Consider the following 25868-nt stretch of genomic DNA (forward strand, 5'->3'; position numbering starts at 1 on the left):
ATGATTTAACTGAGAATAATTTTCATTATCAAAGGGAGAGGTCGATCCTATTATGTTAGCAATGAAACCATGGTTATCCGCAGGGGTGACTGCGATGTTGTTTATTTTGAGTGCATGCGGCAGTCCGGCGGCGCCAACATCATCACCGGGGGCGGCAGCATCCGCGTCTCCGGCAGCGGTGACTCCAGCTTCTGCAGCTCCGGCAGCAGCGAAAACACTCGTCGCCAAAACGACAAAAGGAGATGTCACAATCCCAGCAGAGCCCAAACGTGTCGTTGCTGCTTACTATCATGGCACATTGGCGGCGTTAGGCATGAATCCGATCGGCGCAAGTAAGGAGTGGTGGATGGGAAGCCCATTTTTGAAGGATCAGGAGGCTAAAATGGAGGATGTCGGTTCGCCTGCGTCCGTAGAGAAGGTTGCTTCCATGAACCCGGATCTCATCGTGATTAACGGTTTTGCAGAAGAGAACTACGATAAGCTGTCCAAAATCGCTCCAACTGTCTTTATTCCTTATAATGCCTACAAAAATGTGAGAGAAGAAGTGAAACTGCTTGGCGATACCTTTGGAAGACAGAAGGAAGCGGAACAATGGCTCGCCAAGTATGAGCAGAAGGCCAAAGAAAGCCGTGAGAAAATCAAAGGTGCGGTGAAAGAGGGCGAAACAGCCGTTATCATCAACGTTCGGGAGAAAAAGATTTCCTTCCTTGGCGATAACTATGGCCGTGGCGGAGAAGTCATCTATAACATGCTGAAGCTGAAAGCGCCGGATTTTGTTCAGAAAGAAGCGATTGACAGCGGCAAGCAGCTAGTTGAATTTTCCATGGAGATGCTGCCTCAGTATGCGAATGTCGATCACATTTTTATCTGCATGAACGAAGGCACAACAGAAGCACAGGTAAAAGAGATTCTAGAGAGCCCGATCTGGAAGACACTTCCTGCCGTGAAAAATAACAAAGTCCATATGCTGGACTACAAAACATTCCTGCACTACGATCCAATCTCCATTCTGGGACAAGCGGATTTAATTACGGATATGCTGGTGAAGAGTGCAAAATAAAGAGCTTGCTTGGCAGCGACAGGCTGCGGCCACCCTACCTTAATTGGATGGGGTGGTTTTTTGTTTTATACATGAAGGTTAGCTAGGGGGCGATGGAGAATTTGAAAGATGAAATGTTAGACATTTGGCACATACGTGGCAGGAGGAGAAAACATGGATCAGCAAGCGGTAGAGCGAAATAAGGCGCACGAGGAACGAATAGAGCAAGCGAATGCATTTTTGAAGCAAAAGGTGGATGGGCTTGAGGAAGATAGTTACAGGCTCAGCTATCATTTGATGCCTCCTGCAGGCTGGATGAACGATCCGAATGGCCTTATCTTTTATAAAGATGAGTACCATGTGTTCTATCAGCATTTTCCGTATGAAGCCAAATGGGGACCCATGCATTGGGGACACGCCAAAAGTAAAGATCTAGTGAACTGGGAACATCTCCCAGTCGCGTTAGCGCCTTCGGAGTTTTATGACACAGGAGAAAATAGCGGCCATGGCTGCTGGTCAGGCAGTGCAGTGGACGATAACGGTCATCTCACGTTAATTTATACAGGGCATGTTGACGGACGCACGCCCGTGGAAGTGCAGTGTCTTGCAACTAGCACGGACGGATTGATCTTCCGAAAAGAGGCTGGCAACCCGGTCATTGCGGGGGCTCCGGAAGAAGGCGGTCTCGGGTTCCGGGACCCGAAGGTGTGGCGGCATGCAGGGGCCTGGTACATGGTGGTCGGATATGGGAAAGACGGCTTGGGTAAAGTGCAATTGTATACGTCTGAGAACTTACGGGAGTGGCGTCACCTCGGAGTGGCTGCAGAGAGCGACGGAACGATGGGGGATATGTGGGAGTGTCCGGATCTCTTCCCGTTAGGGAGCCTTGACGATCATGTGCTGGTCATTTCCCCGATGAATATGGGAACGACGAAGACGATGTACCTAACCGGCAAATTGAACTATGAGACCGGTCAATTCAGCTATGGTTATAAGGAGCGGCTGGATTACGGGTTTGACTTCTATGCGCCGCAGACGTTCATGGACGGGCATGGCCGACGCATCCTCCAAGGCTGGATGAACATTTGGGGGGCCAAGATGCCCGAGCAGGAGCGGGGCTGGATGGGCGCCTTTACCTTGCCGCGCGAGTTGAAGCTTAACGCGGATGGTACGCTGCGGATGGAACCCGTGGCGGAATTGCAGGCTTTGCGCGGAGCTCATCAACGCGTGAATGGTCTGACTATAGGCGCGGATACGGAAGTGGCGCTGGCGGGTGTGCATGGCGATACGCTTGAGTTAATCGCCGTTTTTGATGTGGCTAAAGCCGGCGGCGCAGCGGAATTCGGCTTGCTGCTTCGCTGTTCCGAGGATGGTACCGAGTATACGAAGGTGGTCTATTCAGCCGCTGAGCGCAAGCTCAGCGTGGACCGCACGCACTCCGGCGCAGGCGAAGCGGGCGTGAGTGAAGCTCCGCTCACGCCGATGGCGGACGGCCGCGTGAAGCTGCATCTGTTCCTCGACCGCTCGTCGGTCGAGCTCTTCGCCAATGACGGAGTGAAAACCGTCACGAACCGTATTTACCCTGCGGCGGCTAGCCTGGGTATCAAGCTGTTTGCCGAGAAGGGCGAAGCTCATCTCGAGAGCTTGGATGCTTGGGTGTTAGGGTAGGTTTGGTTTGAGCTCCTTGCTCCTCTCTTTTTGGCACATGGTGCTGGGTTTAACTGAACTTCAGGGTTAGCGGAACTACAAGGCACTATTCGCGCTGAAAGTAGAGATTGGATCACTGAGAGGGAACTGTAGGGCGCTATATGTTGATATATCAGCTGAAAATCAAGCAGATAGTCTAAATAAGACCCTGTAGTTCTCTTGGAACGGAGAATTACACGGATTCTGCGCAAATAGCGGACTCAAGCTCCCTGTACACAAAACCCAGCAAGCCTTAAAGGGCTGCTGGGTTTTTAAGCATTCTAGTTCCGAATACGCATCGCCCGATAAGCATTCCGGCTAACGCACTGTGTAAGCCAATCCAAATCTAAACCTTGCTGAGCCGCATAAGGGAGGAAATCGGTCAGCAGGTGGTGATAAGGCCGAAGATTACCGCCTTTCTCCTCGCCAACCGTGTACCAGCCTGTGTCTTGAGAAAGCAGGATTTGCTCGCTGCTTACGCCATGATTTCGAAGCTGCTGCAGCAGTTCCACATGCTTGTCATAGGTGCCTGGCAAAATGGAGTCAATTGAAATCCACATGCCCTCATCCGCCAACCGTTGATGGACGGTCAGATCCTTGCCGGTTTGGGCATGCACCCAGATGAAGCGTTCCAGGTCGAAGCCTGACTCTCTCATAATTTCGCCCGCGTGTAGGGCGGTATCCCCGCCGATGGTATGACATTGAATCGCTAATCCGGTTTCAAAGGAGGTGCGAATTGCGGCCCGCAATATTTTTTGCTGCGTTTCATTGATCGACGTTCCGTCGTTTAAAGCGATTTTGATATAGCCAGGGTAGACACCGCTATCTGCAATGCCGTTTTGCGCTTCGCGAATCCATAGATCGGACAGCTCGCGCTCCGTGGCTTGATAAACGAAAGGCGGCAAATAAGGCGCCTTATAAAAGCCGGTGTTCGTCACAAGATGCAGGCCGGACTGGGCAGACAGCTCTTTTAAAACATAGGGGTCACGCCCCAAATACTCCGGCGCACAATCTACGAAGGTTGAGCAGCCAGCCTCCTTCAACTGCAGCAGGAGAGGCAAGATGGAGGCGACAACCTCATCGCGGTCGTAATCGTTCGGAGTTAACTTGCCATCTTCGACAAATCCAACTAGGACATGCTCGTGGACGAGAATCGTTCCGGCTTCTTTTTCGTGGATAAGCCCTTTTACGGTTTGCAGCATAATATCGATGTCCCCCTTGATCCTCGATTTTACTCTACTTTAGTCTATAGTGGACCGGTTGAAGTAGGCAACACCCTGTTATTCTTTTACAATAGAATCATCAGGAAAACTTTGAAGAACGGAGAATTCGCATGTCCGCCGAATCGATCTTAAATCAAGAGCTGCAGCCGTACATTCGCTATGCGGACCTGTTGCATTTTCAACAATGGAAAACGCCGCCAAGGATCATCACCGACTACATGCTGCTTTACGTACAGGAAGGGTCCTTTCGCCTTCAAGCAGAAGGGGCGCTCTATGAGGTGAATCAGGGGCAGTTCATCTTCGTGCAGCCGGGCATTGTGCATCAGATGGAATCCGAAGCGCCGGTTTGGCTGATGTCGTTGCACATGGAGCTGTTCCCTTCCCAAGTCGATGCTCGTCCGGAAATGATTGTGCCGATCGATCACGCTTTTAACCCAGAGACAGTACCTCTGCAGCCAAGTCTGAAAACATTTACGGATATCTCCATCCCTTATCTATTGAAGCTTTCGAGGCACGAATGGATGTTGGACACTCTGCAGCAAGCAATTGCGCATTGGGGCCGCAAAAACGCAATCGACCTTCTTCAAGCGCAAGCCCACGCCACAGAGATTGTGCTGGAATTGTTAAAAGAATACACAACCCGCGATACCTCCGAGCATAGCCGCTCTACCTCGCTTAGTTGGGTGCCGGCTTATATGCAGTACCGGTTATCGGAGCCGCTGACTGTGGAGGAAATGGCACATAAGGCGCTCATGTCCCGCTCTTATTTCTCCTTGCATTTTCGCTCACAATTCGGAGTGTCCCCGCATCAATTTCTGCTCAAGCTGCGTCTTGATTACGCGACCGACCTGCTCCGTGGCACGGATCTTCCGCTTCAGGATATTGCGGACAGCTGCGGATTTTCGAGCGTACACCATTTTTCCAAGATGTATAAGCTTCGCTTCGGATACCCGCCAAGTCACATTAGACGCCATCCATAAAAAAGACGTTTTGATACATTTACTATGCATTTTGACAAAGCCAGGCGGTCCAAAGCTCCCTATAATGAAGCCATAGAGCAAGAAACTTTTTGAAGCATGGGCCAAAATAGAAGGGAGCGAAGGCGGAAAATGAGTGACAAACGAACGTATGATTTTCAAAGACAGATAGAGACTTATGATCGCGCTGATATCGTCGTTATCGGAGGAGGACCTGCGGGAACAGCGGCAGCTATTTCGGCGGCAAGAAGAGGCAAGAAAGTCATTTTGCTTGAAAAATCAGGGCAGCTTGGCGGTATGGGCACCTTGGGGAATGTGAGTATTTTTATGCCGATTGGGAACGTGACGGGCATTTACCGTGAGATGATTGCCGATGTGCTGGCCGAATATTTGCCGGAGCATCATGATACGTCCATTGCCCCGCAATATTCTCCTTTTGAGCTAAGGCATTATTTAAATGAGAAAATGAAAAAGGAAGGCGTAGAGGTCATCTACCATACCGAATTCGTTGGGGCGGTCAAGGACAGAACTCGCTTGGAAGCTGTAATTGCGTCTACGCGCGAAGGATTGAAGGCTTTTGAGGCTAAGCAATTCATAGACTGCACCGGGGATGCGAGAGTCGCTCTAGATGCCGGGGTGCCTCATACGTCGGGAAGAGATGGGGATGGGCTGACTCAGCCGATGACGCTGATGTTTATGATGCAGAACACAGGCAAGACCGTAACTCCGATTCTGCCAGAAGGCTGCTATTATTATGAAAAAGTGTCCGATTTGCCACAGGGACGCCATCTGTATTGGGAGCGCAACAAGGACGGCCAGCTCCTGGTGAACATGACGCGGGTCAAAGGCAACGGCGCGAACATCAAGGACATCAACTACGCGGAAACAGAGGCGCTGAGACAGGTGTTTTCCATCGTGCATTATTTGCAGCGGAATGGTTTTGAGACCTATGCGCTTTCCCACGTGGCCAATCAGGTTGGCGTGCGGGAAACGAACCAGATTCAGGGGTTGTACACACTGACGGAGCAGGATGTGGTGGAAGGTCGCCGATTCCAAGACGTGGTCGCCCAGACGAATTACGAGATCGACATCCACAGTCCTGATGGCAAAAAGACTACCGACGAGCGCAAAGTCAGCGGCTACGATATTCCGTATCGCTGTATGGTACCTGAAGAGGTGGACAATCTGCTCGTCGCTGGCCGTTCCATATCCGCTACGCATGTAGCGATGTCGTCCATGCGTGTGCAGCCTACTTGCTACGCGTTGGGGCAGGCCGCGGGAATTGCTGCTTCCATCGCTTTGGACGAAACATGCGTGATTCGCGACGTATCCATCGACGCGCTGCATGAGGGACTGCGTGAGATGAACGTTGTATTTCATAAGCTTGCATCGTACTCGTAGACAAACATAAAAACCCTGACGGATTAAGCTCCGTCGGGGTTTATTGCTAGCCTTTCCAGCAAACTAGATATTCTCCCGGTTCAGCACATAAACTTTCACGTTTTTCTTCACGCCGAATTCCTGCGCTTGACTCAAATCGTTCATGAACACATCAATTCTCGAACCGCGAATCGTCGAGCCGATATCTTCGGCTTTGCGAATGCCGATCCCCTCAATGAATACGGTGGAGCCTAATGGAATGACAGCCGGATCGACGGCGATCGTCCGTCCCTCTTTGGCTTTTAACCCGCTGAAGGTAATGCCGTACATGGGATGGGATGCCTTTTTACCGGTCGATTCGAAACCCGCTGTATAGGCTGTCAATGTGGTGTTGATTACTTTTTTAATGATTTTTGGTTGTGTTTTCGTGACAGCCCCTGTTCCACTTGAAGGAACATTCAGGGTTTGTCCAATGGTCAGCCCGCGCGGATCATTAATTCCGTTGGCTGCCATCAGGTCGTTCACATCCACTTCAAAGTCACGAGCGATTTTGAATAAGGTATCTCCCCGGTTAACCTGATACTGCGTTGTTGGCGGCACGGTAGCGGTGGTAGTGGTTTCAGGAACAACAGCAGATGTGGTATTTGCTACAAGACTGTAAGATTGCGGTAGATCCGTGAACTCGTCGCTGCTTGGATAGGAAAAGGCTTTACCAGTAAGCCATAAACTTACTAACAAAGGAATTGTCAGAGTCGTAAACAAAATTCTTAGAAACATCATAGCTCCTCCTCAAAAAAGTTAATAGAGTTATAGCTACTAGACTCGTCAAATTTATATTTTTCTATACGTATTCTATGAAAATTTACTAGATTAGAACCCGTAAAAGGTCCTTTTACGGGTTTTTTGCTGTTTACAGACAGATTGGCAAACGTTCGTCCTCACGTGAATACACTATAGCAACAACCTAAAGGAATGATGTTCATGCGCCCAGGATACGGAATGTTTCAACAACAGTCGGCGAAAATGCGGCTCACGCCGCAGCTGCGCAAAGCCATATCGATTCTGCAGCTCTCGCTACCTGAATTGCTGGAGGTTGTTCAGCAGGAGATGCATGAGAATCCGGTATTGGAGTTCGCTTCCGCTAATGAGCGGACAGTCGATACTCCCGCTCGTCCTACCCGCACGAGGGATGGCGACACTCCTTACGATCCGCTGCACCATGCAGCCTCGAATGAGGTGTCGCTGGAAAGGCATTTGAAGGAGCAGTTATTCTTCATGAAAAAAGTGCCGCAAGACGTGCGCCGCATTGTCATTTTTATGATTGGAAATGTGGATGGCAATGGCTATCTGACCTCTTCGATCAGTGAAATTTCGGATGTTTTGAAAATGGAGCGTGAGCTGGTGGAGCAAGCCCTTACGATTCTGCAAAGTTTTGAGCCTGCCGGTGTGGGGGCGAGGAATTTGCGCGAGTGCCTGCTTTTGCAGGTAAAGTCTTTGGCGGAAAGCTTTCCGCTCGTCGCCATACTCATTCGCAATCATTTGAAGGATGTTGCCGATTATCACATTCACAAACTATCGCAGCATCTGCAAGCTTCGCCGCAAGAAATTCAGGCAGCCGTGGCCGTCATCAAAGGCCTGAATCCCAGGCCAGGGGCTGCCTTTCATACGGAAGACATTCACTATATCCTACCGGAGGTGATCATTGAAAAGTCAGGCGACAGGCTTGTCGTGTTCACGCATCAGGCAGCGCTGCCCCGTCTATCGATGAATGGTTATTATGAGCGACTTGTGAAGGAGGGAAAAGATGCGAACGAAGCCGCTCGCTTTCTAACCGGCAAGTTCCAATCGGCGATGTTTTTCTTAAGGTGCCTGGAGCAGCGCCGAAAGACGATTTATCGTGTGGCTCAGGCCATCGCCGAGGAACAAAGCGAGTTTTTTTGGAAGGGGACGGCCAATCTCAAGCCGATGACCTTGAAACACATTGCCGATAAGCTCGGCATGCATGAATCGACAGTTAGCCGCGCAACAGCCGGCAAATATGCTCAAACGCCTTGGGGCATCTTCGAGCTCAAGCACTTTTTTCCGTCAGGCTTGCCCAAAGATTGCGGAGAGGCAGCGTCTTCTGAGCGTGTCAAAGCCAGACTAAAGGAGTGGATTCGTGGCGAAAACCCTGCTAAGCCATACTCGGACCAAAAGCTGACCGTGCTGCTGAAGCAGGAAGGGATCCAGATCTCGCGCCGCACGGTGACGAAATATCGGGAGGAGCTCGGCATTTCTTCTTCCTTGAGAAGGAAACGCATATAGTTAACCTAAAGGGTTATGGCTTGATTAAGGTTTTGGCCCATAAATTCATATCCTCATATTTATCGTAGATATCGCAGTTCTTCGTCAGCCTGCCGTAATACCCATAGCCCATTTGATGGAAAACGGCATTCATACCAAAGGAAAGCGCTCTGGACAGCGAGTAGGCGCAGGTAATCTGGCGAGCGATCAATTCATCCTCCAAAGCATGCATCAATAATCGCATGAGCCCTTTGTTGCGGAAGGCAGGTAGTGTGGCGCAATCGGTCATTTCCGCATTGGCATATTTCCCATTGATTTCAGCGGAAGCGGCGCTAATGAGCTCATCTTGTGATTCGACGAGATAATAAATCGTCCCCTCCTGCATCGTTTTTGCAACATAAAGCGGATCGTTCATGGGTGTTGGGTAGGTTTGGAAAATCTGGCTGTACAAATGAGACAGCTGCTCCGCATCCTTGAGCAAGGCTAAACGCAGGGTAAAAGGTTCCGGTATGACGGGCCTTACGGGTTTGCGAGAAAGCGCTAGCACTTGTTGCAAAATGCAATCCTCCTCCATCCAATAATCGCTGCTCCGCCGCCCCAGATCGTAATAAAACGCCATACAGTAAGCGTCCATGCCATGAAAATATCCTTTGTAAATGCCCTCAAGCATGCAGCCTTTTCCTAAAAAGCTCTGCCAATCCTGCTCTCTAGATTTGATAAAAACCTTGGTCAGCGCATGGCTTTTGGCAACGTCGGCTATTCGTTCGTAGATGGCATCGACATTGCCTTGATAGTCGTCTACCCGCAATCTTTTGTTCATGAAATCGAGGTAAAAGCTTACCGTATAATCACTGCCGCTTTCAACTTCCAAACGGGATGTTGGCCGATCATTTGGCATTTGATTAGGCATCTGGCAGTCCCCTCCTTCTTCTTACCATGGTTATATGCTTCGATCCATTAGATTAGCCTTGCAATAATTGGGGCTGTCGGTCCAAAGTTGGCATGCATTTTGCTTCGTTATTAGGCAGTAGCAGCAGTAACGCTAACCATATCTCATGAAGGAGGCTGAGCGCTTATGCAGTGCATGTGGTGTGAAACGGAAGATGTCCGTGAAGGGGTAAAAGATTGCTACTGGATCATGCCGGACGGGAGGATGGCTGTACAGATTTTGAACGTACCCGCGATCGAGTGCGCGAACTGCCGAACGTATGTGCTGGAAGGCACTGCCCTGCAGATCGAAGAGATGCTGTATTGGCATGATGTTTCTGCGCTCGGAAGCTCCTTTCACTATGAAGATCTGATGAAAGCTCCTAGGGTCAAAAATATGTTCTTGAAATAAAATCAACAACGATAGTGATGGCTGATTAACGGGGGTGCCTTATGGAGCGGGAGCATTTAATCAAGCCGGCGCTGGATCATCCTTATCCCACGATTCAATATGGCAAAGGGGTGTTCCTCTACGACGAGCAGGGCAAAGCGTATCTGGATGCCTCATCAGGGGCCGTGACGGCCGGCATCGGGCACGGCGTGCAAGACATTATCGATGCCATGATGGAGCAGGCGAGTAAGGTATCTTTTGTATACCGTTCACAGTTCACGAGTGAACCGGCGGAGAAACTGGCGAAGAAGCTGAGCGATTTGGCGCCAGGGGGCGACTATTGGGCGTTTTTCGTGAACAGCGGCTCTGAAGCGACGGAAACGGCGATGAAGATTGCCATTCAGCATTGGCAAGAGAAGGGCCGCTTGGGGAAGAACAAAGTGATCTCCCGCAGGATGAGCTATCATGGCATCACCATGGGCGCGCTTTCGATGTCCGGCCATGTACTTAGACGAAGGCGGTTTATACCGCTTTTAGAGGATTTCCCGGTGGTTGCTCCTGCCTATTGCTACCGGTGTCCATTGAACGAAGCTTCCTGCCAGCTGGCGTGCGCAGGCGACTTGGAAACAGCGATTAAACGAATCGGCGCCGAGCATATCGCCGCCTTCATTGCGGAGCCGATCGTAGGGGCTGCCGGAGGGGCAATTGTGCCGCCTGCGGGTTATTTTAAAAAAATCAAAGAGATTTGTGAGCGTTATGAGATCTTATTTATCGCCGACGAAGTGATGACCGGCATTGCTCGTACAGGTGAAATGTTCGGCATGCAGCATGAAGGCGTAGAACCCGATCTGATTGCGCTGGGGAAAGGCTTGAGCGCCGGTTACACACCGATGGCTGCAACGCTGGTTAAAGATCATGTGATGGTGCCTATTCTGCAAGGCTCCAAGAGCATAATGGCCGGCCATACGTACAGTGCCAACCCACAGTCGGCTGCCATTTCACTGGCGGTGCTGGACTACGCCCTGAAGCATCAACTAGCACAGTCAGCTCAAAACATGGGTGCATATTTGCTAGCTAAACTGCGTCAAATGGCGGATGGCATCGAGATCATTGGCGATGTCAGGGGGAGAGGTCTTCTTCTGGCCCTGGAGTTCGTCCAAGATCGAGGCGATAAATCGATGTTTCCACCTGCGGCGGGCATCACTTCCCGAATCATAGATAAAGCCTTTCAGAAAGGCTTGCTCGTATATCCCGCAGCTGGTGCTGTGGATGGGGCTGGGGACGCCATTATTGTGGCGCCGCCTCTGGTCATTACGGAAGCGGAAGCCGATCAGCTCGTACAGCTTTTGGAGGAAGCGATTCGGGAAGTTGCGGATGAGTTGTCCAGGGAGTCGGCGGGAGGTGGCAAAGATGGAGAAATCTGAGCTGAGCAAAGTGAAAAGCTTGGAAGAGGCGCTTCATGCGATTAACGACGGCTGCACGTTGATGTACGGAGGATTTGGCGGTATCGGCACACCACCGACGCTAATTGATGGCATTTTAAGCAAAGGGGTCAAAGACTTAACGATTATCGGCAACGATACCGGTTTTCCGCATATCGGCATTGGCCGTTTAGTGACCGCCGGACGGGTGAAAAAGGTGATTGCTTCCCATATCGGCTCCAATCCTAACGCTGGTCAAATGATGGAAGACGGCACTATGGAGGTCGTTTTTTACCCGCAAGGTACGCTGGCGGAAAAGATCCGGGCAGGCGGCGTCGGCCTCGGGGGCATTCTGGTGGACGTCGGCGTCGGGACGATGATGGGAGAAGGCAGGGAGACGGTTTCGATCGACGAGCGAACGTATTTGGTGGAGCCGGCTTTGACGGCCGATGTGGCGATTGTTCATGCTTTGAAGGCGGACCCCTACGGCAATCTTGTTTATGATAAAAGCGGCAGAAATTATAATCCGCTCGTGGCGATGGCTGGGACTTTTACCATTGCCGAGGTGGATGAAATTGTGCCTCTTGGGGCGCTGGACCCTGAAAGCATTGTTACACCGGGCATTTTTGTCGATATGGTCATCCTCAGCAAAGGAGTGAACTGGCAATGGGTATGGGAAAAGAAAACCGTGACCGAATAGCAAAACGGGCCGCTCAGGAATTAAAGAACGGCATGGCCGTTAATTTAGGCATTGGCATCCCAACCCAGGTTGCGGACTATGTGCCGGAGGGTGTACAGATCGTTTTTCATGCGGAAAACGGCATCTTGTTTGCAGGCGGAGCCCCGAACCCGGGGGAGGAAGATGCGTTTCTCTGTAACGCGGGCGGGTATCCGGTCACGATTGTCGACGGGGCCTCCTATTGTGACAGCTCCATTGCTTTTGCCATGATCCGCAGGGGTTGCATTGATATTACGATCCTTGGAGCGCTGGAGGTTAGCGAACGCGGTGATTTGGCAAATTGGATCGTGCCAGGGAAGCGGGTTGCCGGCATCGGTGGGGCGATGGAGCTTGCGCAAAAGGCCAAAAAAGTCATTGTGCTCATGAACCATGTCAATCGGCAGGGAGAGTCCAAAGTGAAGAAGCAGTGCGAATTGCCGCTGACGGCCAGGGCTTGCGTGAAGCTGATTATTACGGAAATGGCCGTGATGGAAGTGGTGGAAAATGGCTTGCTTTTGAAGGAGATTATGTCTCCTTATACTGTTGATGACGTCGTTCGCCATACCGAAGCGGCTTTGATCATTCCTGAGCAGATTACCTATATTCCGTGATGGATAGCGAACCAAAAGGAGGAGATTCCATTGCCGAATCCGAAGGCTGAACTGCCGGAGCGAATTCATGAGTGGATCACGCTTCATCGTGACGCAGGGACTGCACTGCTGCAGCAAATGGTCCGAATTGCAAGCATACAAGGCAACGAAAAGGAAGTTCAAGTGCTCGTTGCCAATCAGCTGCGGGGCATGAGAATGGATGTGGATATGTGGGAGCCGGACGGAGAGGAGCTTGCGGATCATCCGTATTTTTGTTCGCCACGGAGCCATTTTGCAGGCAGTCCCAATGTTGTGGGGGTTATGAAGGGGACAGGAGGCGGCCGCTCCATCCTGCTGAACGGCCACGTAGACGTTGTGCCGGAAGGCCAGCGAAGTCAGTGGATGCACGATCCTTACAGCGGCGAAGTGGTTGACGGCAAGCTGTATGGACGTGGATCGACGGATATGAAAGGCGGCAATACAGCGCTTTTGCTTGCCCTCGGGGCTATTCAGGGTGTGGGGCTGAAGCTGAAAGGCGACGTTGTTTTTCAAAGCGTTGTGGAGGAAGAAAGCGGTGGGGCCGGGACGTTGGCGGCTATTCTTAGAGGTTACCGGGCGGACGCAGCTCTGATTCCGGAACCTACGAATTTTCGCATTTTTCCCAAACAGCAAGGCTCGATGTGGTTCCGAATTGAAGTCAAAGGGCGCTCGGCGCATGGTGGAACAAGGTACGAAGGCGTTAGCGCTATCGAGAAAAGCGTCAAAGTCATCCAGCATATCCTGGAACTTGAGAAGGAGAGGAATGCCCGAATCACAGACCCGCTGTATGCTAACAACCCGATTCCGATTCCTATTAATCTGGGTGTAATTCAAGGCGGGAATTGGCCTTCGTCTGTCCCCGATACCGTAAAACTGGAGGGTCGAATGGGGGTCGCCCCTGAGGAAATGCTGCAAGATGCCAAGGAGGAAATGCTGAGGTGGTTGGAGCGATTACAGGAAGTTGACCCTTGGTTTGCCGAGCATCCGCCAGAACTGGAGTGGTATGGGGCGCAATGGGTGCCGGGCAGCGTTGACCCGGAGCATCCTTTGATGCATGTGCTTATGCAGCAGTTTCGCGCGGTTAAGCAGGAGGAGCCCGTCATCGAAGCATCGCCTTGGGGCACGGATGGCGGCTTGCTCACGCAGCTGGGCGATACGCCTTGCATTGTTTTCGGCCCCGGGATTACGGAAGTAGCGCATTACCCGAACGAGCACATCGTGCTGGAGGACGTGTTCAAGGCTGCTGAGATTATCGCGCTAACCTTGATTGACTGGTGCGGTTTTGACAGAATGGAGGCATAGGGGATGGATGTGAAGGAGAGAAGGACGAAATACATTAACATGAAGACCTCTCTGCCGGGTCCGGAAGCTCAGAAGCTGCTGGAGCGGCGCATGGCGAGCATCCCACGGGGGCCGTTCAATACCGTGCCTACCTTTGCGGCAAAAGGTGATGGAGCCTTGCTTACGGATGTCGACGGGAATACCTTTATCGACTTGGCTGGAGCAATCGGCTCTTTAAATGTCGGCCACTGCCCGCCTCAAGTGGTGGAAGCTCTCAAGGCGCAGCTGGACAATTATTTGCATCCATGCTTTCATGTGATGATGTATGAGCCCTATGTCGCTCTTGCTGAGAAATTAAACGAATTGACGCCTGGTGATCATGCGAAAAAAACGTTTTTTTTGAACAGCGGAGCGGAGGCTGTCGAAAATGCCGTGAAAATTGCACGCAAGTTTACGGGGCGTAAAGCTATTATTTCCTTCGAGCGCGGCTTCCACGGGAGAACTTACATGGCGATGTCGCTCACGAGCAAAGTGAAGCCTTACAAAAATGGCTTCGGCCCTTTTGCGCCCGACACCTATAAAATGCCATATCCCTACTACTACCGTGCCCCTAACGGCATGTCTGCGGATGAGCTCGATGCTTACATCTTGCAGAGGTTTGATGATTTTTTCTTGTCTGAGGTTCCGGGCGAGGATGTCGCTGCCGTGATTCTGGAGCCGGTTCAAGGCGAAGGAGGTTTTGTCATCCCATCCACGCGTTTCATTCAAGGCGTCAAAGCCATATGCGAGAAATACGGGATTTTGCTTATCGCGGATGAAGTGCAGACAGGTTTTGGGCGTACGGGTAAAATGTTTGCGATGGAGCACCACGGTGTTGTACCGGATCTCATGACGATGTCCAAATCGATTGCAGCCGGCCTCCCGATTAGCGCCGTGACCGGCAGAGCGGAGATCATGGATGCCCCGGGGATCGGGGAAATCGGGGGCACGTATGGCGGCAGTCCGCTTGGTTGTGCTGCAGCGCTGCAGGTTATTGAGATGTTGGAGGCTGAGCGGCTGGTTGAGCGGGCTGCCACGATCGGCGCAGCCGTCATGGGGCGTTTTGGGCGGCTGCAACAGGAACTCAGCTTCATCGGGGATGTGCGCACTTTAGGTGCCATGAGTGCTATTGAGATTGTTCAAAATCCTGTGAGCCGAGCGCCGGATAAGGAGTTGACGGCTCGGATCTTGCAGGAGGCTCATCAGCATGGCGTCATCATTATGAGCGCAGGTATTTACGGAAATGTGATTCGTATCCTAAGCCCGCTAGTGATCACAGATGAACAGCTCGCTGAGAGCCTTGATGTGCTGGAGGCGGCGTTCAGGGCTTGCGGCGGTTAGAAAAGGGGAAACAGCATGAAAAAGCATTTATTCATTGAGGGCCGGTGGGTAGAAGCCGGCGAATATCGGCCCTTATTCTCGCCATACAGCGGCGAACAAATTGCCGAGATTGCCTACGCAGGAGCGGCCGAGGTGCAGTATGCACTGGAGGCGGCTGACCGTGCCAGACCTTTGATGGCGCGTATGCCGGCACATGAACGCGCCGCAATATTAGAGCGGCTCGCTGCCTTGATTCGCGATAATGCGGACGAGTGCGCTCGCATTATCGCGCTGGAAGCAGCGAAGCCGTTGAAGACGGCAAAGCTTGAAGTAGAGCGGACCGTCGCAACATACAAGTTCGCAGCTGAAGAGGCGAAGCGGATTCACGGCGAAACGATTCCGATGGACGCAGCGCCTGGCGGGGAGGATCGAGTGGCGTATACGATCCGCCAGCCGTTGGGGGTTGTTGCGGCGATAACGCCGTTTAACTTTCCGATGAATTTGGTTGCGCATAAGGTAGGCCCTGCATTGGCTGCGGGCAACACGATCGTATTGAAACCGGCAGGACAAACGCCGCTGTCTGCGTTGTTTTTGGCGGAGCTTTTGCAGCAGGCGGGGCTTCCTGCAGGAGCGCTGAACGTTGTAACCGGCAGCGGGAGCGCGATCGGCGACATCCTGGTGATGGATGCAAGAGTGAAGGCGGTCACCTTCACGGGAAGCCCGGAGGTCGGGATTGCCATACGGAGTAAGGCAGGCCTGAAGAAAGTGATTTTAGAATTAGGCTCCAATTCTGCGCTCATTGTGGATCAAGGGACGGATGTAGACAGCATGATCGCTCGGGCTGTTACGGGGGCTTTCTCCTATGCAGGCCAAGTGTGCATTTCCATACAACGGATTTACGTGCATGAGGGGCTGTTTGATGAATTTGTCGGGAAGTTCGTCAAGCAGACAGAGATGCTTCTATTAGGGGACCCGCTTGATCCCCAAACGGATGTGTCGGCTGTCATCGCTCCGCGTGACGCTTTGCGGGCGTTGGAATGGATCGCAGATGCCGAGTGCGCCGGCGCTGTTGTCGCAACCGGCAACAAGAAGGAGGGGAATGTTGTGCATCCGACGGTCCTGCTTCATGTGGCTGCGGCGAGCAGCATCTCCTGCCGGGAGGCGTTTGCTCCCGTTGTGATGATCAATAAGATTGCCTCCGTCGAGGAGGGGATCGGACTGGTGAACGACTCCCGGTACGGCCTGCAAGCGGGCATCTACACGCAAAATATCCGTACAGCGTTCGCCGCTGCCGAAGCGTTGGAGGTGGGAGGCGTCATGATTAATGACATCCCCACCTTTCGCGTGGACCACATGCCGTACGGCGGCGTCAAGGAGAGCGGCACAGGACGCGAAGGCGTGAAATACGCCGTGGAGGAGCTGACGGAGCTGAAGCTGGTTTGTTTTAAAAAGTAGACGTGGGCTGCTCCGCTGGCTTGTCCGCTTTATACATGTTGAAGGGGAGCCCGAGGGGATCCCCTTCTTTGTTTATTCTGGCGCAATGCAGCAACTCTTGCGCATGCAGGGGAACTACAAGGCGCTATTCGAGCGTGATCCGCCAAATTGGCACCTGAGAGGAACTACAGGCCTTTATTTGGCCGCAATTGCCTGCATTTGAGCCGGCGGCGGTCAGACCCCCTAATTCCGGAGAGTTGTTAGCGAAAGTAACGTTGCTCTTAGAAATCCTTTGTTTCTTTCTTCTTTCCGTTCGTTTTCTTCTTTTAGACGGCTCGAATGTAGTCCGCTAACTGATCCGGGTGGGCACTTGCCCACTGCATGAATGCAGCTGGGGATCGTTTACCAAGGTTTTGGTGCATGCGTCGATTGTTATAGAAATTAACGTACGTTTCAACGGCGTCGTATGCTTCCTGGAATGTACCAAAAACCTCTTTCGTGAGTAAATCTCGCTCCAGTGTTGCGTGAAAAGATTCAATGTAGGCATTCATATTTGGCGTCTTTGGCGGTATACGCTCGTGCGTAATCTTCTCGTCCTCGCAGAGCTCGCCGAATGCTTTGCTAACGAATTGCGGACCGTTGTCCGTGCGTATGATGGGCATTTCCTCAACATCTGTTAAACGTAAACGTAGGGCAGTTCTTACTGCTTGACAGACCTGCTTTGCGTCGCAGCTAGAGCCTAGATGGTAACCTACGATACTGCGGTCAAACACATCAATGATGCCCGCCATGTAAAAGAACTGGTCATAACCTGCCACATAGCCGTACTTAATGTCGAGCTGCCAGAGTTGGTTTGAACGTTTGATCGTGTGGTTACGAGCCAGTTTCCGTGGATAATGAATCTTCTTTCGCCGCTGCGGATGAAGGATGCCAAGCTTCTTGCATAGGCGGTACGTTTTCTTCTTGTTGATGACCAGATTGTGTTGGATACGCAAGCATTCATTCAGCATCAAGTAGCCATAGCTATGCTCTTCACCGGAAACGAGTTCCATCAGCCATTCTTCGATCTGCTCATCACTGACGGCTTCACCTGAGCGCGTAAAAGAGTAATTTGTCACGGGTCTACCACGAAGTACTGCGATTGTTTTCTTCGTCGTGGTTCGTTGCTCGGACTTTCTCCTGTCGTAGTACGTCGAAGAAGCGACTCCAGTAAGTTCTAGTATTGTAACTACCGCGTTTCCCTGCCCAATAAACGTTTGTGCAACGTGGAGTCGATCACTGAGGCAGGGCTCGTCTTTTTTACGAGCTCACGCAGAACTTCATTCTCAAGTTCCTTTTCCCCCAATGCCTTTAAAGCTCGATTGTATTTTTCTTCAAGCTCAGCCAATCGTTTGGAGTCGTTAATGCGTTCGTCGATCGTAGGTAGGGCGTCTGCACCAAATTCATCTTGAAACTCTTTTACCCAGTTTCGAATGGTCTTCGGTGAGACCTCATACTTCCTTGCAAGAACACCAACTTTAATCCCGGCTAAAGCTTCATGCGCCACTTTGTTACGAACATCTTTGAATGCATTGTTTCGTTGTCTCATTCCGTTCAGCCCCCTTTATTTAATAGTACCTCATTTCCCTAGGTACTCTCCAATACAATTAGGGGGCTAAACAGGCGGTGGCAAAATAGCGTCCCGTAGTTCCCTCCGGCGCGTCATATGGCCGCTTTCCCGCAGAATAGTTAAAATGAACGAAACCGACTGCCACTTTGCGTATACGTAGGTTAATTTTGAGAACACTGGTTGGTGTTAAAACATTCCAGCCTCAAAATCAGAGCTAAACACAAAAGGAGTCGGTTTATTATGAGTATTACCACAAAATATGTTGGTTTAGACGTATCTAAAGATAAAATTGTAATTGCCATTGCAAATGAAGGTCGAGATGAACTACCCAGATACTGGGGAAGTATTGACCATACAAAAGAAGCCGTTCGTAAACTTATCGGGCAATTAACCAAAGAAGACAACGTCAAGTTAGATGTTTGTTATGAAGCTGGCCCGACAGGTTTCGTTCTTCAACGCTGGTTTCTAGAATTTTTTGTTGAATGTAGTGTTGTTGCACCAATCTCCTTAACTACGAATACACGGATAAAAACAGATAAGAGAGATGCCCTTCGTCTTGCACAATTGTGGCGCGCTAGGGAGTTAACCCCAATTTACGTCCCCTCTGTAGAAGATGAGGCACTACGCGACCTCGTCCGAGCGCGCGAGGATGCCGTCGAAGATCAGAATCGAAGTAGACAAAGGTTAATGAAATTTCTACTGAGGCATCAATTGCTGCTTCCTAAAGGGAAGACGAAATGGAGTCGTGCTCATGAAGAATGGCTAGATACGCTGCGCTTCGACCAAGAATGTGAAGATATCGTCTTTCAGGAATATCGTAATTGTATCCGGGAAGCTGGACAACGAATTGCGAGATACGAGAAAGAAATGGAAAAACAAGTTGCTTCCAGTTCCCTGGCTCCCCTTATTCAAGCCCTGCAAGCACTTCGAGGAGTTGCACTAATCACAGCAACTACATTAGCAGCGGAACTGGGAAATATTACAGGGCGTTTCGCTCATCCTGGGCAATTAATGTCCTACGCGGGATTAGTTCCGAGTGAAAAATCGAGTGGAGGCAGCAGGTGGCAAGGCGGGATAACAAAGGCCGGAAACGCACACATTCGTCGCGTAGTCATTGAGGCAGCATGGAACTATCGTCACTCGCCTGCCATCCGAAGAGCCCTTCGAGAGCGGCTAGATGGCTTAAGCTCTGCCGTACAGGAAGTGGCATGGAACGCACAAAAGCGACTTCATCAAAAATATAAACGTTTGTCCGCAAAAGGCAAACAGCGAGGTAGAGTTGTAACAGCAGTTGCCAGGGAGTTACTAGGCTTTATATGGGCGATAGCAAGAGAAATAGAAAAAGACAAAAACGACCTCGTGCAAATAGGCCGTTCTTGTTGAACTAAGGGTTGGTCCGTTCAGTTCGCATTTCTAAACAAATCAATAAAAGGACGATGATGCAAGAAGCTTGATCGTCACAAATGCATTACATTCTTTGGCTCGAAGGCAAAGTACTAAGCAAGGCAGAGAGAAAACCCGCGAAGGGCGCTTGTGCAAAGCCGAAATAATGGGCTTTATGCACGTCAATAGTCTAAGCAGGATTCACTCTCTGGTCGTATTCATAACTTGTGAAAATCCACGTATATCAGCGTGCCAGCCGGCGCCAATTCATTTTGCCTTCGTGCCAAGGAATGTAGACGTTGTGAGTCACCTTCAACCAATAAGAACGCAGGGAGCACGCCCCCTGCACCCCATTACTCGCCGTAAGGCAGGATCGGCATGATCAGCCGATCCGAGAATCTAGTATGGAAAAACAGACCGCCTGTAAAGAAGAGCACTTGACAGGCTAACTTTCGTGATGCCTAAAAAAGGAACTCCGTGCTAGGAGTTGCAGGTTTCGTTCATATCAGCGCCCTGTAGTTCCTTTTCGCCCTTGGCTTTCCGCCCTTGCTTCACGCATTTGGTCCGCACTTTGCCCTGCGTTCCTCACACCATGCCCTCGCTTTATGCTCAGCTCTCCGCCTTCGCACTCCGCATTTTGCCCCTCTGCTCTCCGCCCCTCACGGACGCTTTCGCTCCACGCTCAGCTCTCCGCACCAGGCTCCTTACCCTCGCCAGACCCCTCCGAGGACGGGCTGCCTTCCGCAGCGCCAGCTTTACTCTCCTTCTGCTGCGCCTTCATCAGCTTATCCTTCATTTCATCCCGCTTGGTCCGGCGGTCTTTCAAGGAGGCATGCTCAGGAGCCTCCGAGTAGGCTTTTCTTCTGCCAATCCGGCGCAAGTTTTCTGGCACCAAGTTGAATTTTTCATCTTTCATCAGCGCGATGATGCCCGTACTTTCAGGCTGCTTTTCCACACCGTAGATTTCGTTAAAATACTCATCCGCCCGGCCCGGCACATAATTTTTGGGCTCCGGGTACCCGACGATGACGCCTTCGTAGTTGCGCAAAATAACCTTATCTTGGCTCTGCGAGATCAAATAGTTCGGCTGTAGCGCGATTTTTCCTCCGCCTCCGGGAGCGTCAACAACAAAGGTAGGGACCGCATAACCAGACGTATGCCCGCGCAGCGCTTCAATGATTTCGAGTCCCTTGGACACCGGAGCCCGGAAATGGCCGATGCCTTCGGACAAATCACATTGGTAAATGTAATAAGGGCGCACGCGTATTTTTACAAGATCATGCATGAGCTTTTTCATAATGTAAGTACTGTCGTTGATGCCCGCGAGAATCACAGACTGATTGCCAAGCGGAACACCCGCATCGGCGAGCATGGCGCATGATTTTTTCGCTTCTTCCGTCATTTCCAGAGGGTGGTTGAAATGCGTATTGAGCCAAACGGGGTGATACTTTTTGATGATGGTGCACAAATGCTCCGTAATCCGCTGCGGAAAAACAACCGGTGCCCTCGTACCGATCCGGATGATTTCAACATGGGGAATCGCCCGCAAATTTTTCAGTATATATTCCAAAATATTGTCATTAATCAGCAGCCCATCCCCGCCGGACAACAGAACGTCGCGCACCTCAGGCGTATTCCGAATATACGCAATGGCATCATCCAATTGTTTTTTGGGAACGCCCATGCCCACTTGACCGGAGAAACGGCGGCGCGTGCAGTAACGGCAGTACATGGAGCACTGATTGGTAACCAGGAAAAGCACCCGATCCGGATAACGATGGGTCAAACCGGGTGTAGGAGAATCTTCGTCCTCGTGTAGAGGGTCCTCCAGATCATATTTTGTTTTCAGCAATTCGGCGGAAACAGGGACAGATTGCATACGAATCGGGCATCTTGGATCATCAGGATTCATCAAGGACGCATAGTAGGGGGTAATATTCAAAGGGATCGTCTGCGTCGAGATGCGAACGCCCTCTTCTTCTTCAGGGGTTAGATTCACTACTTTCTTCAAATCATCCAAGGAACGAATGGTATGTGTCAGCTGCCAAAGCCAATCATTCCATTGCTCATCCGTGACGTTTTTCCATAGCGCAACTTGCTTCCAGTGACGTCGTTCCATATTGGCACCTCCAGTAATGATGTTTGCTCAGTAATAGAAGATGCAAAAAGCATGCCAACATTTCCTCCTGACACTGGAAAACGCAAAAAAGACTCCTTGCGGAGTCTCACAGACTAAGGTTTTCTCACGATACCGTAGCGATTAAGTTTATACTGCAGGGCTTGGCGTTTGATGCCGAGAGCTTGGGCAGTGAGGGTTATATTGTAATGATGGCGGGTGAGCGCGTTCACAATCGCTTCTTTTTCCAGCTGTTTCACTTTATCGGTTAAGCCGGTTGAGATTGCCGCTTCATGCTGCTTTTCATACCGCAGTGGGTGGATTCCCATGACCGAAGCGGGGAGGTGAGCCTCTTCAATGATTTCACATTCCAGCTCCATCATATTGTAGGTCGATTCGATTGCATGGCTCAGTTCGCGAATATTTCCCGGCCAGTGATAGTCGAGCAAACGCTGCATGGCCGCTGGCGCTATCCCCGTAATTTTCATGCCAAACAATTCATTAAACGTATCGATAAAATGGTTCGTCAAAATCGGAATATCCTCTTTGCGCTCAGCGAGCGGAGGAAGCGTCAGATTCACGACATTCAGCCTGTAAAAAAGATCGCTGCGCAAAAGCCCCTTATCCAGCGCCTCTTTTGGATCAATATTCATGGCGGTAATAATGCGGACATCTACCTGCTGCTCCTGTGTGCCTCCAACCCGGCGAACAAGCCCGTCCTGCAGCACGCGCAGCAGTTTGGCCTGCAGAATTAAATCCAGGCTGTTCAGTTCATCCAGAAAAAGCGTTCCGCCATTCGCCTGCTCAAATAAGCCGGCACGGTCAATGGCCCCGGTAAAGGCGCCCCTTGCCGTTCCAAACATGATGCCTTCCATCAGCTCGTTGGGGACCGCTGCACAATTTTGCGCGATAAAAAGACGGCTTCTGCGAGCCCCGGCATTATGAATGCTCTGGGCTACTAATTCTTTGCCCGTGCCGGTGGGGCCGCAAATTAGAACCGGCGAGCTTGTACGCGATGCTTTTTTGGCAAAAGAAATCGTACGAAGGAAATCTTCGTTATTGCCGATTAAATCGCTGAAATGGTAGCGGGCGGAGCTTGTGTGCTTCTTATCTTTGGAAGGGGACTCGTAAATTTGATGCCGAAGGTCCAGAATTTGATCGTGGAGATGAACGATGCTTGTAATATCTTTGGCCACTTCCAGGGCGCCGATGATGTCTCCATTTTCCAGGAGCGGGTACGTGCTGTTGATTGTGGTGATTCTTTTGCCAGTGACGCTGACGTACGTTTGGATTTTCTCGCGAATTTCGATACCGGTATGCAAAACCTTCATGAAGGTGCTTGTTTCATTGGTTAGAGATGGGAACAGTTCAAAAAAATTTTTCCCGACAACCTGCTCACGCTTCAGCCCATCCGTTTCCGCCATTTTATCATTATAGAAAATAGTAATTCCCTCACGGTCAATGAGATGAACACCGACATCAATGATATTCAGCATTTTTTCAAAATAAGCTGCGCCATGCTCGTTATGCCCGGACATGATGGATCCCCCTCGCGTAAGGATGGTTCAGTGCTTCACTTAACATCTTATGAGGGCGAGAGTGGAATAAGACCTGCAAATACAAAAAGCCGAAGGGACATAGCCCTTAACGGCTTCAGCTGTTAGGTATGAGTTCGATTAATGAGAAAGGGCGGTTCCGATTAATTTCAGATACATCATGTCGCCTGTTTTTGCCCACATCAGAAAATGGTAGCGATTGAGCAGGATGCTCTTTTTCATGTCAGTTTTCATGTGTAATACCTCCTTTTTGTTAGTAGAAGAATTGATAGAGTAATAGATACTAGATTTGACCAAATCATAGAATTATATACATCTGGGATTGATAGCTTGAAAAAAAGCGGTAGAAATGCAAAGATGCGTTATATAGGATGAGGGTAGAAGGGAATGTGATCGTAATGTCAGAAGAACGATTAGCCGTTTTAGAAGTACATATTGATCAGGCTGGTTATGACGAGGTTCCGGATACTATCAAAAACATTCATTTTGAGGTTCGGCAAGGTGAACTTGTAGGTTTGTTAGGTCCCAATGGAGCCGGCAAAAGCACGACGATGAAGAGCATCCTGGGTTTGTTGAAGGATTTTAAAGGGAAAATTTCTTTTATGGGTGAGCGAAAAAGCTACGCTTATATACCTGAGCATCCTATTTTGTATGATGAGTTGACGTTGTGGGAGCATATGGAATTTGCTGCTTCCGTTTATCAACTGGATCGAACCGTATTCCTGGAACGCGCGGATGATCTCTTGCACAGGTTTCGGTTATTGGACGAGAAGCATCAATTGCCGGGCAAATTCTCCAAAGGGATGCAGCAGAAAATCATGCTGATCCTGGGCTTTTTGAATAAACCGGACGTGTACATTGTGGATGAACCGTTCATTGGACTTGATCCGAAGGCGATCAAAGATTTTATAGGGATGTTAGATGAGGAGCGTAAGCGGGGCGCCGGTATTTTGATGAGTACCCATGTGCTGGACACGGCAGAACGGATATGTACCTCGTTTGTGCTTCTGTCAGGTGGGAGATTGGTGGCTAACGGGTCTTTGAAGGACATTCAAGAACAATGCGGCATGCCGGACGCGCCATTATTCGATTGTTTCCATTCCTTACTCTAGAAAGGAGGGCCGTACTTTGAACAGCAGCTTTCAGCTTTTTGCGCGTCGCGTTCGATCGGATTGGTTTTTTCAATATAAAGCGTTGCGGATGGCCGTGGATTGGGTTATTGCGATCTATTTTGTCATTCCGCTGATTATTGTGGCTGGTTATCAATACTACTCTTGGTGGGCGACTCAGCCTTCATGGTTTAGTTGGATATCTTTGTTTATGGTTGGTGCGGTATTCTATGTGTTTACTTGGCTGGGGACCATTCGATACTTTGTTGAGGAAGGCGATCAGCTATTCCTTCGGCAGAACCGGCGGTGGTTTCAGCATCTCATGCGACTCGGACATCGATATTCTCTTGTGCTGCAGGGGATTACAACGCTTCTTTTGATGTTTGTGTTTCTTCCTTTGCTCGTTCAGGTGTATGGCTTTCGTGTGCCTCAGCTGATTTCCTTGTGGTTGATTACCTATCTGCTAAAAATTAATTTAGGCTTGCTTCGTCAATTGGTAGCCTTACGTATGCAAGGTTTTCTCCATTGGATAGTACGGATCGTTGCTTTTGCAGGGCTTTTCTTTGTGTATCAAAAGCTGGTTGCTGCGATCAGTCAGAACGCGCTTTACATTTGGGCGGTTCATCTGCTTCTTCTCGTATTGGCTGTGTTCTTGAGTAAAATACGTTTGCAAGAAAAAGGAGCCTTCTTCGCAGATATCGCCAGAGAGCGCGACTCGCGGATGCGGATTGTTTCTTTAATGTTAATTCGTGTTACGGAGCGAAAAAGAAAACCGAAGCGAAAGCGTCCCCTTTTATTCAAAAATTCGCAACGCTTGTTTAAGGGGAAAGGCGCCGGTAACGGGATCGCTGATTTGTTAGTAAAATCGTTCTTTAGAAATGGCACGCAGTGGAAGCAAACGATACAGTTTGCCGCTCTGATTAGTGCGGCTATGTTTATCATGCCGGGGCCTCTTAAAATTACGGTCTGGATTATTGCCGCGTGCGCGTTGGTATTTTGGAGGAAATCCTTTTGTAAGGACGAGCTCAGGACACCCTTTTTAACCCTATTTCCTATCCAGGATACAGAGAAGCATCAAGCTCTCCAATTATCGACACCTATTCTTGTGCTGCCTGCGCTAATCCTGATTAGCCTATGTATGGGGATCTCCTTCTTCACTTGGTGGGGACCTGTCCTGATGGTTGGAGCCGCATTTCCTTTGGCTTATGGGACTTCTTCCGTATTTACAAGCTGGTATTGAATAGCGAGCGTTTCACTGAAATAAGCTATAGTCGAAAAGAACAACATTGTAGACATACAGCGTTGTTCTTTTTTTGTGTGCGTGAAAGTCTATTTAGAGGTTGTAAT

The 25868-nt window shown here is 50.3% G+C and carries 22 protein-coding genes; 15 read left to right on the forward strand and 7 right to left on the reverse strand.

Features of this window, described 5'->3' with window-relative positions:
• Nucleotides 1–52: 52 nt before the first annotated feature.
• Together ACKTT9_RS05645 and ACKTT9_RS05650 are read left to right on the forward strand one after the other, a co-directional pair.
• Nucleotides 53–1060, forward strand: a complete 1008-nt coding sequence (locus ACKTT9_RS05645; RefSeq protein WP_407870832.1) for an ABC transporter substrate-binding protein — start codon at nt 53–55, stop codon at nt 1058–1060.
• 153 nt (nt 1061–1213) lie between these two features.
• Entirely contained in the window at nt 1214–2707 is a 1494-nt protein-coding gene (locus ACKTT9_RS05650; RefSeq protein WP_407870833.1) for a glycoside hydrolase family 32 protein, read from the forward strand.
• Between the two features lie 299 nt (nt 2708–3006).
• On the opposite strand, the gene ACKTT9_RS05655 is transcribed toward ACKTT9_RS05650, so the two are convergent.
• Entirely contained in the window at nt 3007–3927 is a 921-nt protein-coding gene (locus tag ACKTT9_RS05655) for a phosphotriesterase (protein ID WP_407870834.1), read from the reverse strand.
• 131 nt (nt 3928–4058) lie between these two features.
• Here ACKTT9_RS05655 and ACKTT9_RS05660 point away from each other — a divergent pair, with 131 nt between their 5' ends.
• Nucleotides 4059–4928, forward strand: a complete 870-nt coding sequence (locus ACKTT9_RS05660) for a helix-turn-helix domain-containing protein (protein ID WP_407870835.1) — start codon at nt 4059–4061, stop codon at nt 4926–4928.
• 129 nt (nt 4929–5057) lie between these two features.
• Nucleotides 5058–6326: an FAD-dependent oxidoreductase gene (locus ACKTT9_RS05665; protein WP_407870836.1), complete on the forward strand. Its 1269-nt coding sequence runs from the start codon at nt 5058–5060 to the stop codon at nt 6324–6326.
• A 63-nt stretch (nt 6327–6389) separates the two neighbouring features.
• On the opposite strand, the gene ACKTT9_RS05670 is transcribed toward ACKTT9_RS05665, so the two are convergent.
• Complete coding sequence (locus ACKTT9_RS05670) at nt 6390–7085, reverse strand: 3D domain-containing protein (protein ID WP_407870837.1); 696 nt, start codon at nt 7083–7085, stop codon at nt 6390–6392.
• A gap of 219 nt (nt 7086–7304) precedes the next feature.
• Here ACKTT9_RS05670 and rpoN point away from each other — a divergent pair, with 219 nt between their 5' ends.
• Nucleotides 7305–8609 (forward strand): RNA polymerase factor sigma-54, encoded by a 1305-nt coding sequence (gene rpoN / locus ACKTT9_RS05675; protein WP_407870838.1) that lies wholly within the window; start codon nt 7305–7307, stop codon nt 8607–8609.
• Nucleotides 8610–8622: 13 nt separating this feature from the next.
• Here rpoN and ablB read toward each other — a convergent pair whose 3' ends face one another.
• Nucleotides 8623–9498 (reverse strand): putative beta-lysine N-acetyltransferase, encoded by an 876-nt coding sequence (gene ablB, locus ACKTT9_RS05680; protein WP_407870839.1) that lies wholly within the window; start codon nt 9496–9498, stop codon nt 8623–8625.
• 165 nt (nt 9499–9663) lie between these two features.
• Here ablB and ACKTT9_RS05685 point away from each other — a divergent pair, with 165 nt between their 5' ends.
• From ACKTT9_RS05685 to ACKTT9_RS05715, 7 genes are read left to right on the forward strand one after another with little or no spacing between them, the layout of a single operon-like run.
• Nucleotides 9664–9927, forward strand: coding sequence for a YokU family protein (locus ACKTT9_RS05685; RefSeq protein ID WP_407870840.1), 264 nt, complete (start codon nt 9664–9666; stop codon nt 9925–9927).
• 41 nt (nt 9928–9968) lie between these two features.
• Nucleotides 9969–11330, forward strand: coding sequence for an aspartate aminotransferase family protein (locus ACKTT9_RS05690; protein WP_407870841.1), 1362 nt, complete (start codon nt 9969–9971; stop codon nt 11328–11330).
• Nucleotides 11317–12027, forward strand: a complete 711-nt coding sequence (locus tag ACKTT9_RS05695) for a CoA transferase subunit A (RefSeq protein WP_127458615.1) — start codon at nt 11317–11319, stop codon at nt 12025–12027. The genes ACKTT9_RS05690 and ACKTT9_RS05695 overlap by 14 nt, the downstream gene beginning before the upstream one ends.
• Nucleotides 11994–12656: a 3-oxoacid CoA-transferase subunit B gene (locus tag ACKTT9_RS05700; RefSeq protein WP_407870842.1), complete on the forward strand. Its 663-nt coding sequence runs from the start codon at nt 11994–11996 to the stop codon at nt 12654–12656. The genes ACKTT9_RS05695 and ACKTT9_RS05700 overlap by 34 nt, the downstream gene beginning before the upstream one ends.
• Nucleotides 12657–12686: 30 nt before the next feature.
• The gene (locus ACKTT9_RS05705) at nt 12687–13976 is read left to right on the forward strand and encodes a peptidase (protein WP_407870843.1); all 1290 of its coding nucleotides are present in this window, start codon (nt 12687–12689) and stop codon (nt 13974–13976) included.
• Nucleotides 13977–13979: 3 nt separating this feature from the next.
• Nucleotides 13980–15335, forward strand: coding sequence for a 4-aminobutyrate--2-oxoglutarate transaminase (gene gabT / locus ACKTT9_RS05710; protein WP_407870844.1), 1356 nt, complete (start codon nt 13980–13982; stop codon nt 15333–15335).
• 15 nt (nt 15336–15350) lie between these two features.
• Entirely contained in the window at nt 15351–16769 is a 1419-nt protein-coding gene (locus ACKTT9_RS05715) for an aldehyde dehydrogenase family protein (protein WP_407870845.1), read from the forward strand.
• 305 nt (nt 16770–17074) lie between these two features.
• On the opposite strand, the gene ACKTT9_RS05720 is transcribed toward ACKTT9_RS05715, so the two are convergent.
• Nucleotides 17075–17998, reverse strand: coding sequence for an IS3 family transposase (locus ACKTT9_RS05720; RefSeq protein WP_407872934.1), 924 nt, complete (start codon nt 17996–17998; stop codon nt 17075–17077).
• Complete coding sequence (locus ACKTT9_RS05725) at nt 17977–18336, reverse strand: transposase (protein ID WP_407868515.1); 360 nt, start codon at nt 18334–18336, stop codon at nt 17977–17979. The genes ACKTT9_RS05720 and ACKTT9_RS05725 overlap by 22 nt, the downstream gene beginning before the upstream one ends.
• A gap of 261 nt (nt 18337–18597) precedes the next feature.
• Between ACKTT9_RS05725 and ACKTT9_RS05730 the strand changes: the two genes are divergently transcribed.
• Nucleotides 18598–19740: an IS110 family transposase gene (locus tag ACKTT9_RS05730; protein ID WP_407870846.1), complete on the forward strand. Its 1143-nt coding sequence runs from the start codon at nt 18598–18600 to the stop codon at nt 19738–19740.
• Between the two features lie 682 nt (nt 19741–20422).
• Here the strand turns inward: ACKTT9_RS05730 and ablA are convergent.
• Entirely contained in the window at nt 20423–21859 is a 1437-nt protein-coding gene (gene ablA, locus ACKTT9_RS05735; protein ID WP_407870847.1) for a lysine 2,3-aminomutase, read from the reverse strand.
• Nucleotides 21860–21972: 113 nt separating this feature from the next.
• The gene (locus tag ACKTT9_RS05740; RefSeq protein ID WP_407870848.1) at nt 21973–23394 is read right to left on the reverse strand and encodes a sigma-54 interaction domain-containing protein; all 1422 of its coding nucleotides are present in this window, start codon (nt 23392–23394) and stop codon (nt 21973–21975) included.
• Between the two features lie 416 nt (nt 23395–23810).
• Here ACKTT9_RS05740 and ACKTT9_RS05745 point away from each other — a divergent pair, with 416 nt between their 5' ends.
• Both ACKTT9_RS05745 and ACKTT9_RS05750 read left to right on the forward strand, forming a co-directional pair.
• Nucleotides 23811–24524 (forward strand): ABC transporter ATP-binding protein, encoded by a 714-nt coding sequence (locus tag ACKTT9_RS05745; protein WP_407870849.1) that lies wholly within the window; start codon nt 23811–23813, stop codon nt 24522–24524.
• Nucleotides 24525–24540: 16 nt separating this feature from the next.
• Nucleotides 24541–25761, forward strand: coding sequence for an ABC transporter permease (locus ACKTT9_RS05750; RefSeq protein ID WP_407870850.1), 1221 nt, complete (start codon nt 24541–24543; stop codon nt 25759–25761).
• Nucleotides 25762–25868 lie beyond the last annotated feature (107 nt).

It is taken from the genome of Paenibacillus sp. P36, from assembly GCF_045866505.1.
GTDB classification, from domain to species: domain Bacteria; phylum Bacillota; class Bacilli; order Paenibacillales; family NBRC-103111; genus Paenibacillus_E; species Paenibacillus_E chondroitinus.